The sequence below is a fragment of the Streptomyces spiroverticillatus genome (genome assembly GCA_014650415.1).
In the GTDB taxonomy this organism is placed as follows: domain Bacteria; phylum Actinomycetota; class Actinomycetes; order Streptomycetales; family Streptomycetaceae; genus Streptomyces; species Streptomyces spiroverticillatus.
Window position 1 is genome coordinate 334,048 of the sequence record BMUX01000008.1, and the last position, 13,418, is coordinate 347,465.

The window sequence follows — 13,418 nt, forward strand, 5'->3', positions numbered from 1 at the left end:
GGGAGGCAGGCCCGTGCGAGCGGCGGAGCGGGGTGCGCCCGGCCGTCGGGCGCGCAGGCTCAGCCCACCATCCGGGCCAGCACCGCACGGAAGTCCTCGCCGGGCTCCGGGCGCAGCGCGCCCCCCAGCCGGTGGGCCGCGTAGTGCCAGCGGTGGTCGAGGTCCGGGTGCACCTCGTCCGTGCGGCGCACCTCGCTCGTGCTGCCCAGCAGGCTCCGCAGCTCGCCGGTCAGCTCCGGCCAGCCGACGTGCCCGCTCACCGCGTTGGCCACGCCGTGCACCGGCGCGTCCAGGCACGCGGTGACCGCGCGGGCCAGTGCCGCCGCGTGCACCCAGGCCGCGCCGTACCACGCGTGGCCGTGCGTGCCCGGCGCGGGCAGGGTGATCGGGGCGTTCGTGCGGGCGGCCTGGTAGAGCAACCCGACTGCGCCCCAACGGAGTTGGTCGCGCAGTCTGTCGTGCGCGCCCCACACGAGCGGTGACCGTACCGCGCTCGCCCCGCCGCGCCCCCCGGTCCCGGCGGCGCCCAGCAGGATCGCCTCGCAGTCGAGCTTCCCCTGCCCGTACGGGCTCAACGGCGGCCCGGACGGGGCCTCCTCGGCCACCTCCGCCTCCGCCGGGCGGCCGTACGCGTCGACGCTGCTCACGAAGACGAACGGCCCCCGGCTCCAGGCCTCCGTCATGGCGCGCATCGCCGCGACGTCGACCTCGGGCCGGGTGAAGGTGCACGCCGCGTGGATCACCGCGTCCGCGCCGGCGACGGCCTCGCGCAGCCCGTCGAGGTCGGCGAGATCGCCCTCCACCACCTCGATGCCGTCACCGGCCACGAGGTGCGCGGACTCAGGGCGGGCCAGCGCGAGCACGGGACGCCCCCGGGCGGCCAGCTCCCGCAGGACGAAGGCCCCGACGCCGCCGGTGCCGCCGGTCACCAGGACGCTGCCCGGCCGTACCGCACGGCGGCCTGCGGAACGTACGACAGGAGCGGCCGCGCGCTCGGCGGCCCGGGCGTCCAGCAGTGCGGTGAGCGCACGCGGCGTACGGGACTCCATGACGTCGAGCCCGGTCAGGGGCAGCGCGAGCCCGGTGCGCAGCCGCTCGGCCACCTGCACGGCGGCGAGCGAGTGCCCGCCGAGCGCGAAGAAGTCGTCGTCGGGCGCCGGACGACGCCGCAGGACGTCCGCGAACGCCCGTGTCACGGCGTCGGCGCGCGGCCCGGTGACCCGCCCGGGGACGGGAGCGCCGGGCAGGGAGTCCGGGTCGACGGAACCGTCGGCCGTACGGGGCAGTGCGTCCAGCAGGGTCACCGCCGCCGGGACGTCTTCCGGGGCCAGCAACGACCGTATGGCGGAGCGGAGTTGCGTCGGGGAAGGCCCGAGCCGGTCCCGCAGGACGGCGTACGCGAGCAGTGTCCCGTTTGGTGTCCGGTGCGTGGCGGCGTCCTCGACGCGGGGGAGTGCGCGCAGGGCGGTCTCGGCGGGATGCCGGGCCGGTACGGGGGCGGGCGCGCCGGGCAGTTCGGACAGCCGCAGCGAGGGCTCGGCGGCGACCGCCGTCAGCAACTCGGCGAAGGACCGCCCCAGTGCTTGCCCCGCCGTCTCGTCGAGCGCACCGCGCCCGTACTGGACCAGACCGGCCGGCTCCGCCGTGTCCACCAGCCCGAACGACAGGTCGAACTTGGCTTCGGACAGGGCGACTTCGACGGCCTCGGCGTGCAGCCCCGGCAGCCGCAGCGCCGTCGGCTCGCCCAGGACGTCGGCCGTCACCCGCACCAGCGCGGAGCCGTCCGTGCCGCGCGCCGTCGCGCCGAGCCGCTCCATCACGAGGTCGTACGGAACGTGCCGGTGCTGCTGCGCCTCCAGCACCGCATCCCGTACGCGCTCCACCAGCGTCCCGAACGACGGGTCGCCGCCGAGGTCCACCCGTACGGGCAGAGTGTTGACGCACAGGCCCACGAGTCCGGCGGCCTCCCGCCCCTCGCGGAGGGCGGCGGCGCAACCGATCACCAGATCGCTCTCGCCCGTCAGCTTGTGCAACGCGGCGAAGGCGGCCGCGAGTTGCACCGTGAACAAGGTCGCCCGGCGGTCCCGCCCCACCCTGCGCAGCGCGTCCGGGACGTCCTGGCCCAGGGGTGTCCGGCAGACGGCCGACGGCCGGTCGGCGAGATCCTCGGGCGGTGCTGCGGGCCGGGGCAGCGCGGGCGGCACGGACCCGGCGAGGCGGCGGGCCCAGTGGTCCAGGCTCGGGGCGAACCGGTCGGCCGTGGCGTGCTCGTGCCGCGCGAAGTCGGCGTACTGGGGCGGTGCTGCGGGAAGAGCGGCATGAGCCGCGCCGGTCTGTCCGGCGTACAGCACCGCAAGCTCCTCGGCCACCTGGACCAACGCATGCCCGTCCAGGGCGATGTGATGGAACGTCAGCATGACGGTGTGGTCCTCGGGCCCGTGCCGCAGCACGAGCGCACGCGGCGGCGCGCCGGAGGCGAGGTCGAACGGCAGCATGGCCTCGGCGACCAGCAGGCCGGACGCGTCGGCGTCGGTGTCTACGTCGACCACCCGCACCGGCACCGCGTCCGGCGCGGGCACCGCTTCCTGGTAGGGCTCGTCGCCCTGCTGTCCGTACCGCGTGCGCAGAATCGCGTGCCGGGCGACCAGCGCGGTGAGCGCCTCACCGAACGCGTCGAGGTCGAGCGGGCCGGTCAGCCGGGTCGCGAACGGGACGCTGTAGACGCCGTCGCGCTGCCCGAGCCGGTCCATCAGCCACATGCGCCGCTGTGCGTACGAGAGCGGGGCACGGCCCGCGCCCGACCCGGCGGCCTCGCGCGGGCGCGGACTGCTGACGGCCCGGGAACGGGCCCGGCGCAGCAGCTCCTCCTGGAGGGCGGGGGAGGTGTCAAGGGACATCGGTGTGCTCCGGGGCGTCGAGAGGTGCGGGGCGCGGGTCCCCATGGGTGGCCAGCAGGGCCCGCTCGACGAGGGCGGCGTGCCCGGCGACGGTGGGCGCGGCGAAGAAGTCGGCGAGCGTCAGCTCCACGCCGAGGTCCTCACGGAGGTCGTCGGTGACGACGAGGGCGAGCAGCGAGTGCCCGCCGAGGGCGAGGAAGTCGTCGTCGGGCGCGACCACTTCGCACCCGAGCGACCGCGCCCACACGTCGGCGACGACGGCCTGGAGCGGGGTGAGGGCGGGTGCCGAGCCGACTCCGCCGGGCTCGTCCTGGGCGGGGAAGCCGGGCTCGGCGGGGCTGGTGCCCGGTGCGGTGACGGGGTGCTGCGTCGCTCCGGACCCGGCCCCGGGGTGCTGCGTCGCTCCGGACCCGGCCCCGGGGTGCTGCGTCGTGCCGGGCCCGGTCACGGGGTCGTGTCCGGGGACCGCGCCGGACGCCGGCCCCGCGCTCGGGCTGTGTTCCGCCCGGGGGGCGGGGATCGCCACGCGGCCGTCCTTCCGCTCGGCTCTGGGGCCGATGTCGGCGGCGGGCGTTACGGGGTGTGCGGTGCCGGGGTCCGGCATCGCCGTCGGCCCGTCCGCAGCTTGTGGGGCGAGGGCCCTGCCGGGCCCGTGCTCCGGACCGGAGTTGTGCGTGTCAGCGTGACCCTGCTCCGCGCCCGAGCTGCGGCGTGCCCGTAGGGAATTCGGATCCGGCGGGCTGGGGGCCGCGCTCGTACCTCGCTCGGCATCCGCCGTCCCGGGCGCTGTGCCCGTGCCGGGTTCGGCATTCGCCGTTCCCGGCCCCGCGCCCGGCTCCGCATCCAGTTCGTCCGGCGCTTCCGGTATGCCCACGGCCCCGGCTCCACCCCACGAAGGCGGACCGGGCTCCGTCAGTGCCCTGCGGTCCACCTTTCCGGATGCCGTCAGCGGCAGGCGGTCCACCACCGTCAGCTCGTCCGGGACCAGGTACGCCGGAAGCCGGTCGGCGAGAGCGGCGCGCAGTGCGGGGACGTCCGGGGACGACCCCGACCGCAGCACCACGAACGCCGCCAGACGTACGTCGTCCTGCGCCGCCCGGCGCACGGTCACCGCCGCGTCCTCGACCTCCCCGAGCTCCCGCAGCGCGTGTTCGATCTCGCCCGGTTCGATGCGGTGGCCCCGCACCTTCACCTGGTCGTCCGCCCGCCCGTGGAAGTCCAGCACTCCGTCCGCCCGGAACGAGGCCAGGTCGCCCGTGCGGTAGAGGCGGCCCCGGCCGGGGTGCTCCACGAACCGTTCGGCGGTCAGTTCCGGCCGGCCCACGTACCCGGCGGCCAGCCGCGTACCGCCGATCCACAGCTCGCCGATCTCGCCCTCCCCGACCGGGTGCCCGTCCTCGCCGAGACCGAGACCGAGACCGAGTACGTGTGCCGTCGCACTCGCGATCGGCCGGCCCACCGGCATCGGCCCCTTGAGGTCCGCCTCCGTGACGCGGTGCGCCGTGGCGAACGTGGTCGTCTCGGTCGGCCCGTAGCCGTTGACCAGTTCCAGCCAGGGGTACGCCTCCAGCACCGCACCCGCGTGCCGGACGGACAGGGCCTCACCGCCCACCACCACCGACCGCAGCAGCCCGAAGACCCGCGACCGGCGGGCGGCCAACTGGTGGAAGAGCGCCGTGGTGAAGAACGCCACTGTGACCGCGTGCCGCTCCACCGCCCTGGCCAGGTCCTCGAAGGACGGCCGGTCGGCGGGGCAGACCACCACGGCGGCACCGTTCGCGAGGGCTACCCACGCCTCGAAGGTCGAGGCGTCGAACGTCGCGGGCGAGTGCAGCAGCACCCGGTCGCGGGGGCCCACCGTGACGTACGAGGGATCTGTGACCAGCGCGGCGACCGCCTCGTGACGCACGGCCACACCCTTGGGCCGCCCGGTGGAACCCGAGGTGAACATGATGAACGCCGTCGCGTCGGGGCCGGGCCCGGGAAGCGCCGTCACCCCGTCGTACGCGGGCAGGTCCGGTTCCAACACCATCTGCGGGCCTTCAAGCCCCGCCGCCTCCAGCAGATCCGCGTCGCCGACCGTGAGCACGGCACCGGAGTCGGCGAGCACCGCCTCCGTGCGGGCCCTCGGATGCGCCGGGTCGAGCGGCACGCACACCGCACCCGCCCGCCACAGCGCGAGCTGCGCCACGACGGTGCGCGCCGAACGCCGTACGAGCAGTGCCACGGCCGCACCGGGCAGCACCCCACCATCGATGAGGTGGGCGGCCAATCCATCTGCTGCACGGGACAGTTGACGGTACGTCAGAGTCTTGTCGCCGTCCGCCAGGGCCAGCGCGTCAGGCGTCCGCGCGGCCCGCTCGGCGAACACGGCGGTCAAGTCGCGAGCCTCAGACACCCCGCACCCCCGCCGCACAGCGCGCGTCCAGCACCGCGACGACCGCCCTCAGGTCCGGCTGGCGCAGCAGCTCCGGCGCGCGCAGCCGCACCCCGGTCTCCCGCTCCACGGCGGCAAGCAGCCGGGCCGCAGCCAGTGAAGTCCCGCCCGCATCGGTGAAGTTGTCCTCCAGCTCGATGTCCGTGCGGCCCAGCAGCGTGCGCACCGTTCCCAGGACCAGCCGCTCGTTCGCGGTCCCTGTATCCACCGCCCCGGTGGAGGCCTCCAGCAGCCCCTTCAGCAGTGCCGCCCGGTCCACCTTTCCGTTGGCGTCCAGCACGAAGGACTCCACGACCTCCACCGCCGACGGCACCGCCTGCTCCGGCAGCCAGCCGCGCACGGCGTCCAGCAGTGCGTCCGGCTCGGGAGGCGTCGCCGTCCCGCCGGCCGGCAGTACGTACGCCACCAGCCGGGCGTGCCCCGCCGCGTCCCGGGGTGCCACCACCACTGCGCTGCGGACCGCCGGGTCCTGCTCCAGCGCGGCCTCGACCTCGGCCGGTTCGATCCGTACGCCGCTGATCTTCACCTGGTCGTCGAGACGGCCCAGGAACTCCAGCACCCCGTCGGCGCGCATCCGCACCCGGTCCCCGGTCCGGTACACCCGCTCGCCCTCGGATGAGGACACGAACCGGCTGCGGGTCAGCTCGGCGTCGAGATATCCCACCGCCAACTGGGCACCGGCGATGCGCAGTTCGCCGTCCTCCCCGCGCGGTACGACCCGCCCCTCGGGATCCGTGACCAGCACGCCCACCCCCGGCAGCGGAAGGCCGATCGGCGGGGCCGCGTCCTCGTGCGCGTCGGCGTCGGTGGCCCGCATGGTGTGCACCGTGGTGACCACGGTCGCCTCGGCGGGCCCGTACGCGTTGTGCACCACGGCCGTCACGTCCGCGCCCGGACGGCGCCGCATCCGGTCGCCGCCGACGATCAGGTGCCGCAGCGCCAGGTCCTGCGGCCAGGGCGCGTCCAGCAGCGGTTCGGCCATCGGGGTCGCCGACACCGCGACCGTCACCCCCGCCTCCCGCCACCAGTCGACGAGCGCCGAGGGGTCCCAGCGCACGGCGTCCGGCGCGGGCACCAGCGCCGCACCGGAGGTCAGCCCGGCCCACAGCTCCATCACGTGCGGGTCGAAGGCGACACCGATGAGCAGCGACTGCCGCTCGCCGGGGCCGAGCCCGGTCGTCCCCCGGTACCAGTCCAGCAGCGCGCCCAGCGCGGGCTCCGCCACGGCGACCGCCTTGGGCCTGCCGGTGGAACCCGAGGTCAGCACCGCGTACAGCGCTCCCTCCGGAGCCCGGTGGGCGCCCGGCGCGGGCGGCAGGAACGCCGCGACCACGCCCGGCACCGCGTTCGCGCCCTCGCCCGGCAGCGGCAGCATCACGTGCTCCGCCTCCTCCCGGTGCGCGGGCGGCAGCACCTCGACCGCCCCGATCAGACAGGCGACGCCGACGTCCTCGCCGACGGCGGCGAGCCTGCGCTCACCGGGGCGTGGCCCCAGCGGCAGATACACCGCCCCCACGCGGGCCAGCGCGACGGCGGTCACCACCAGCGCGGCGGACCTGTCCAGGCAGACGCCCACCAGGTCGCCGGGGCGCACGCGGTCGCCCCAGGCCCGTATCAGCGCGTCGGCCGCCTCGTCGATCTCCCGGTACGTCCAGGAGTGCGGCCCGTCGAGCACCGCCGGGGCGTCGGGGGCGCGGCGCACCCACTCCTCGTGCCGGCCCAGAACCTGCGTCGCATCCGGGTCAACGGGCTTTCCGTACAGCACACTTCGCGTCACGTCCTGACGTCCTTTCAGCTCTGGGGTGGTCATACCGAGGCCGGGGCCGAAGCCGGCGCGGTCGTGGCGGAGACGGCGGTCAGCGCCCGCGACTGGTCGGCGAGCACGGGATTCTGGAAGAGCACCCGCAGCGGCGGGCGGCTCCCGAGGTGCGGCTCCAGCCAGGCCGCGAGCTGCGCGGCCAGCAGGGAGTGCCCGCCCACCTGGAAGAAGTGCGAGCCCGCCGCGAACCGGTCGTGCCCGAGCACCTCCCGCCAGCCTTCGGCGAGCAGCGCCAGCGCGGGGTCGGCGTCCGGGGCCGGGCCGGGCTCCTCCGCGCGGTCCTCCACGGAAGCCGCCAGCTTCGAGAGCGCCGCCCGGTGCGGCTTGCCGCCGGGCAGCGTCGGCATCGCGTCGAGCCGCACCCATGCGCCCGGCACGAGCGCTCCGGGCAGCCGGTCGCTCAGCGCCCGGTGCAACTCCTGCTCGTCCCAGGCTCCTTCGGTCCCGTCGTCCTCCAGGAATCCGATCAGCCGAGGGGTCCCGGCCGCCGAGGCGTCGAGGACCACCGCACAGGACCGCCCACCGAGCACGGCAGAGGCGGCCGCCTCCACCTCCTCCAACTCGATCCGGTAGCCGCGCAGTTTGACCTGGTTGTCCCGCCGCCCGAGGAAGCGCAGCAGCCCGTCCCGGCCCCGGAAGCCCAGGTCGCCGGTCAAGTAGACGCGCTCACCGCCCAGGGCGGGCACGTGCACGAACCGGGCGGCGGTGGCCTCCGGGTTGCCGAGGTATCCCTCCGCCAACCCGGCTCCCGCTACAGCGAGTTCACCGACCGCGCCGTCCGGCAGCGGCTGAAGTCCCGTACCCAGTACGTGAATCCGCTCGCCCGGAAGCTCCCCGCCGAGCGGAATCTCGGCCCCGGCGGCCGACAGGCGGGCGGGATCCACCTCGTACACCGTGGAGCTGATCGACGCCTCGGTCACCCCGTACGCGTTGAACACCCGCAGATCCAGGTCGCGCAGGAACTCCCGCAGCACGTCGGCGGGCAGCCGCTCCCCGCCGAGCACCAGCAGCCGGGGCGACCAGCCGCCCCCGAGCAGGGCGTCCCGCAGGTCCTCGCGCGTCGCCAGGAAGTAGCTGGTCGGCAGGTTCGCCACCGACACCCGGGCCCCGCACAGGAGGTTGACCAGCTCCGCACCCGTGGGCACCTCGAACTCGGGCACCACCAGGCACGCCCCCGCGTACAGCGACGGCAGCACCTCCTCCAGCGCCACGTCGAACGACGGCTGCGCGAACACCAGCACCCGGTCCCCGGCCGCCAGGCCGAACCGTTCGGCGACACCGGTGAGATGGTTGCGCAGCGCGTCCGGCCCGACCGCGACCGGCTTCGGCACGCCCGTCGAGCCCGAGGTGTGGATGACGTACGCCGCCGACGGCACGACCTCGGCAGGAGCGGCGGGCGGCAGCACCTCGTCCGCCACCGACCCCGTCGGCAGCCCCGCCGGAACCCGCACACCGCCGTCCGGCGCCGTGAGCACCATCGCCGGGGCCAGCCGCTCCAGCAGCAGCTCCAGACGGGCAGCCGGGTCGGTCGGCGACAGCGGACAGTACACCGCACCGCTGCGCAGGCAGGCCAGCAGCGTCACCACCGAGTCCACCCCGCGCGGCAGCACCGCCGCCACCGGCTGCCCGGCCGTGACCCCGGCCGCGCCCAGCCGTCGTACGAGGGAGTCCACGCGCGCGTCCAGCTCGCCGTACGTGATCCGCCTGGCCCCCACCAAGAGGGCGGGCAGCGAAGGGTCGTGGGCGGACAGCGGGTCCAGCGGCGCAGGGCCGGGCACACCCGCGGCCTCCGGCTCCGGGAGCGGGGCGGCGGCCGGCGGAGCCAGTGCGGCGAGCGCCGTGCCGGGGGAGTCCAGGTAGGCCCGCAGCAGGTCGAGGAAGCGGCCGGCGAGGAGCGCGGCCACCTCCTCGCCGTACAGGTCCACGTCGTAGTCCCACACCAGCGTCATGCCCGCCGCGCCCGCCCGGGGGCCGACCCCGCGCCGGTCGTCCGGCAGCAGCACCACGTCGAGGTCGAAGCGGGTCGTCCCGGTGTTGAAGCCCTCGAACAGAGCCACCTCCAGACCCGGCACCTCCAGGTCCGGCAGCACCGCGTCGTGCGCGCTGAACATCACGTCGAACAGCGGATTGTCCGCCCCCGACGTGTGCAGCCCCAGCGCGCGGGTCAGCTCCTGGACCGGCACCTCCTGGTACGGCAGGGCCCGCACCAGGGTGTCCGTCACCTCGTCCATCGTGTCCTGGGCCGGGGCCTCCGGATCCAGGCGCAGCCGCAGCGGGATGGTGTTGACGAACATCCCCACCGCGTCCTCGAAGCCCAGCGGTCGGTTGCCGACGGCCGTGCCGACCACCATCTCGGAGCGCCCGCCGTGCCGCCGCAGCAGCTCCGCGAACAGCCCCAGCAGCGTCGCGAACGGCGTCAGCCCGCGCTCCTTGGCGTGCGCCCGCAGCCGCTCGGCCAGGTCCGCACCGATCGACTGGCGCAGCTGCCCGCCGTGGTGCCGCCGCACCGCTCCCGGCCGTACGAGTCCGGGCAGCGGCATGTCGTACGACGCACCCTCCAGCTCACGGGTCCAGAACTCCAGCCCGGCCCGCACCTCGTCGGCCCGCCCGGGGCCCGCCTGGGCGCGCACGTGGTCCGCGTACGAGGAGGCGGGGGCCAACTCGGGCTTCTCGCCCAGGACATGGGAGCGGTAGGTGCCGAAGACGTCGGCGAGGAGGATCGCGAAGGAGTGCCCGTCGTGGATCAGGTGGTGCTCGACGTGGATCAGCCGGTGGTGGCCGTCGGCCATCCGCACCAGCGTCCAGCGCAGCAGCGGCGCCTCGAAGGTGTCGAGCGGCCGCTCGGCCTCGGCGCGCAGCAGCTCCTGGAAGGCGGCCTCGGGGTCGGGCGAGGTGCCGAGGTCCACCCGGTGCAGGCGGGGCGGGCACGCGTCGGCGACGCGCTGCCCCGGCATCGCGCCGGGCACCTCCACCAGCTCCAGGCGCAGGCCCGGATGCCGGTCGAGGGTGGCGGCGAAACCTGCGTGCAGCGCGTCGGGGTCGAGGCCGCCCCACAGGTCGAGGGAGGCGGTGAAGTTGTAGGCGCGGCTGCCGGGCTGCACTTGCTCGTGCAGCCAGACGATCTCCTGCGAGGAGGAGAGGGGGAGCATGGCGATCCCTGGGGTTGTCGGGTCGTGGGACAGGGGGCGGCGGCGCGGGTCGCGCCGCCGCCCGGCGGGACGGGGCACGTGGTCGTGCGCCGCCCGGGGGGAATTCCGGCGGCTGCGCGGGTCGCGCGCGTCCGCCGATGCGAAGTCGAGTGGTGTCGTACGGAGTGCTGCCAGGTCGTCCCGTACGGAGTGCCGTCAGGTCGTCCCGTACGGAGTTACGAGGCCGAGCCGACCGGCAGACCCGCCCGCAGTTCCCCGCCCAGCACGGCGAAGGCCTCCCGTGCGGCGGTGTCGTCGAGCACGGACCGGTCCCAGACCATCCGCAGCCGCACGGTCGGCCCCTGCACCACGGAAACGGCGAACGGGGCCCGCACCGGGCGGCCGTCGACCTGCGTCTCACGGCCGGACGTCCCGCCCAGCCGCAGGACCGGCCGACGGCGGTCGTCGTCCACGGTCAGCAAGCCGTCCAGCGCCCCCGACCAGCGGGAACCGGCGGTGCGGGCGGCGTGCACGACCTCGTCGAAGGGGGTGTCGGCGCGGTCCAGGTCGTCCCACCACTGGGTGGCGGTCAGCTCGGGTGCCGGACGGGCCTCGTCCGTACCGGCCGGGAAGACGACCGTATTGAGGAAGCAGCCCACCACCGGGGGAGCCCCGGCGGGCCGGCCGCCCCACGGGTAGCCGACCGGCGGCACGTGCCCGGTTCCGTACAGCACGCGGGCGGCGGACCGGACGGCGTCGAGCAGCGCGGCGAAGGGGACGCCCGACGGGCCGCCGGGGACGGTGAGTTCGGCGGCCCCGGTGGGCAGGGGCGCGCCGGGACGCGGGGCGCGCTCGTGCACGGTGCGAAGCCGGTCGCCCCAGTACGCGAGGGCGTCCGGGGAGCTGGCCCGGTGCTCGGCCTCCAGTTGGAGGAGGACCGCCTGCCGGTACTCGGCGAGCCCGGCGGCCCGCTCGTCCGCCGTCACGTCCGCCGCGCCGAGCCCGGACAGGTAGGCCTCGCCGAGGTCCTCGACGATGCGCGCCAGCGACTGCCCGTCGCAGGCGGCGTGGTCCAGGACGACCGCGAGCACGTCCTCGCCGGGGTCATCCTGGTCCCGTATGCCCGGGTCCCTCGCGAGGAACAGCCGCAGCGGCGGCCCGTCCGCGCTCCACGCGCCCAGCGCCCGCCGCAACGCGTCCCGCACCCCCTCGCCGGGAGCCGGGCGCACCTCCTCCAGCGGTACGGAGGGCGAGGCGGTCCGGAGCACGGGCGTCCCCCGGAACACCTCGGCCCGCGCCCGCAGCACGGGGTGCCGGGCGGCCAGGTGCTCGGCCGCCTCCCGCAGCCGTGCGGCATCCACGCTGCCGGACGGGAACGCGAAGAACAGCGGTACGGTGTCGGGCCGCCCGGTGGGGTCCATGGCCCGCACCAGGACGAAGCGGCGCTGTGCGCCGGTGACGGGCAGCAGGTCAGCGCTGTCGCCGCCCCCGGTGAGGCGCTGGTAGCGGTCCAGATACGAGCCGGTGATGCTGCGGTGCACGGGATCCTCTCTCGGAACTCGGAAGTGTTGGGTGTGGGGCGCTTGCGGCGTGCCCCGGATGCCTCGCTCAGCGGGCGGCCCCCGCACCGGCCGGCGCCCCGTCCTCGGGCACCTCCTCCGCCGCCGGCAGGTCCCGCATGCCCCGCAGTCGCGACAGCAGCAGGGGCAGGGGTACGAGGAGGAAGCCGGCCGCGCACACCCACAGCGCGGCACGCGCCCCGAATCCGTCCGCGACGGCCCCGCCGACGAGCGCGCCCAGCGGCAGCGTGCCCCACATCAGGAACCGCAGGGTCGCGTTCATCCGCCCCAACAGCCGCGGTGGGCACAGCATCTGACGGAAGCTCACCTGTGCCACGTTGTAGACGACGGCGCCGAAGAAGACCACGCCGGACGCCACCGCGAACAGAGCCGCCGCCGCGCCCTCGCCCGCCAGCGGCCACAGCACCGCGAACGGTCCCGTGACCAGGCACGACAGCCAGATCAGCCGGGCCTGCCCGAACCGGCGGGCCAGCCGGCCCGCGCACAGCGCCCCGGCGAGCCCGCCGACGGCCGACGCGGACAGCATCAACCCGACGGCACCCGGGCGAAGTTCGAGCACCCGCACCAGGAACACCGTCTGCGTGGCCATCAGCATCGCGCTGAAGAAGTTCCCGAGGCCGGTCGCGGCGGCGATCACCCGCAGCAGCGGATTGCCGATCACGAACCGCAGCCCCTCGGCGACGTCCTTGCGCACGGACGCCCCCGGCACCGGCTCGGGCTTCGCCTCCGGTTTCCGTATCGCCATCAGGAACAGGGCCGAGACCGCGTACCCGATCGCGTCGGCCACGATCGCCAGGTGCGCGCCGACGAGCTGCACGAGCCCGCCACCGAGCCCGGGGCCCGCCACCTGGGCCGACGACCGTACGGTCTCCAGCGCGCCGTTGCCCGCCACCAGGCGCTCCCTGTCCAGGAGTTGGGGCAGGTAGCTCTGGTGCGCCACGTCGAAGAACACCGTCGCGACACCGGTCACCAGGGCCACCACGTACAGCTGCCCCATGGTCAGTACCCCGGCGACCGCCGCGAGCGGGATGCTCGCCATGGCCGCGCAGCGCACCACGTCGGCCCGGATCATCAGCGTGCGCTTGCGCATCCGGTCCACCCACGCACCGGCGGGCAGGCCGATGAGCAGGAACGCGGCCGTCTCGGCGGCCGTGAGCAGGCCCACCTGGAAGGCCGGGGCGCGCAGTTCGAGGACCGCGACCAACGGCAGCGCGACCAGGGTGACTTGAGCGCCGACCTGACCGGCGGCGGCCCCGGCGAGCAGCAGCCGGAAGTCGCGCAGCCGCAGGAGGCCGCCCGGAGCGGCTGGAGAGGTGGTGGACATGCACGAGACCTTCACCAAGGGAAGATCCAGAGTCAAAAGAGAACGGAGACTTCCGGACGTTCTTCCTGCCGATCGGTCCAAGTACCGCAAATTATTTGGCAGATATGAGCAACCGGGAGATGAACGGTGAGGATGCGGCGCACGCCACGGACGGCTTGCCGTGGGCGTTCCGGGCCTCCCGGGGTGGTGAGGAATGGCCGACGATGCCCCGTAGGTGCGTATGTCCGAAAGTA

The 13,418-nt window shown here is 75.2% G+C and carries 6 protein-coding genes; all 6 read right to left on the reverse strand.

Going from position 1 to position 13,418, the window contains the following annotated elements:
- Positions 1-59 precede the first annotated feature (59 nt).
- The 6 genes from IE269_RS23115 to IE269_RS23145 all read right to left on the reverse strand — a co-directional run bounded on the left by IE269_RS23115 (position 60) and on the right by IE269_RS23145 (position 13,185).
- Positions 60-2,897 (reverse strand): condensation domain-containing protein, encoded by a 2,838-nt coding sequence (locus IE269_RS23115; protein ID WP_189824990.1) that lies wholly within the window; start codon positions 2,895-2,897, stop codon positions 60-62.
- On the reverse strand, positions 2,887-5,277 hold the full coding sequence (locus tag IE269_RS43285) for a non-ribosomal peptide synthetase (protein ID WP_229898092.1): 2,391 nt from the start codon (positions 5,275-5,277) through the stop codon (positions 2,887-2,889). Before IE269_RS43285 ends, IE269_RS23115 begins: the two co-directional genes overlap by 11 nt.
- A 10-nt stretch (positions 5,278-5,287) precedes the next feature.
- On the reverse strand, positions 5,288-7,111 hold the full coding sequence (locus tag IE269_RS23130; RefSeq protein WP_229898093.1) for a non-ribosomal peptide synthetase: 1,824 nt from the start codon (positions 7,109-7,111) through the stop codon (positions 5,288-5,290).
- 29 nt (positions 7,112-7,140) lie between these two features.
- Complete coding sequence (locus IE269_RS23135; protein WP_189824992.1) at positions 7,141-10,302, reverse strand: non-ribosomal peptide synthetase; 3,162 nt, start codon at positions 10,300-10,302, stop codon at positions 7,141-7,143.
- Positions 10,303-10,517: 215 nt separating this feature from the next.
- A complete protein-coding gene (locus IE269_RS23140; RefSeq protein WP_189824993.1) occupies positions 10,518-11,822 on the reverse strand; it encodes a non-ribosomal peptide synthetase in 1,305 nt (434 codons plus the stop codon).
- A gap of 67 nt (positions 11,823-11,889) precedes the next feature.
- Positions 11,890-13,185 (reverse strand): MFS transporter, encoded by a 1,296-nt coding sequence (locus IE269_RS23145; RefSeq protein ID WP_189824994.1) that lies wholly within the window; start codon positions 13,183-13,185, stop codon positions 11,890-11,892.
- Positions 13,186-13,418: the final 233 nt, after the last annotated feature.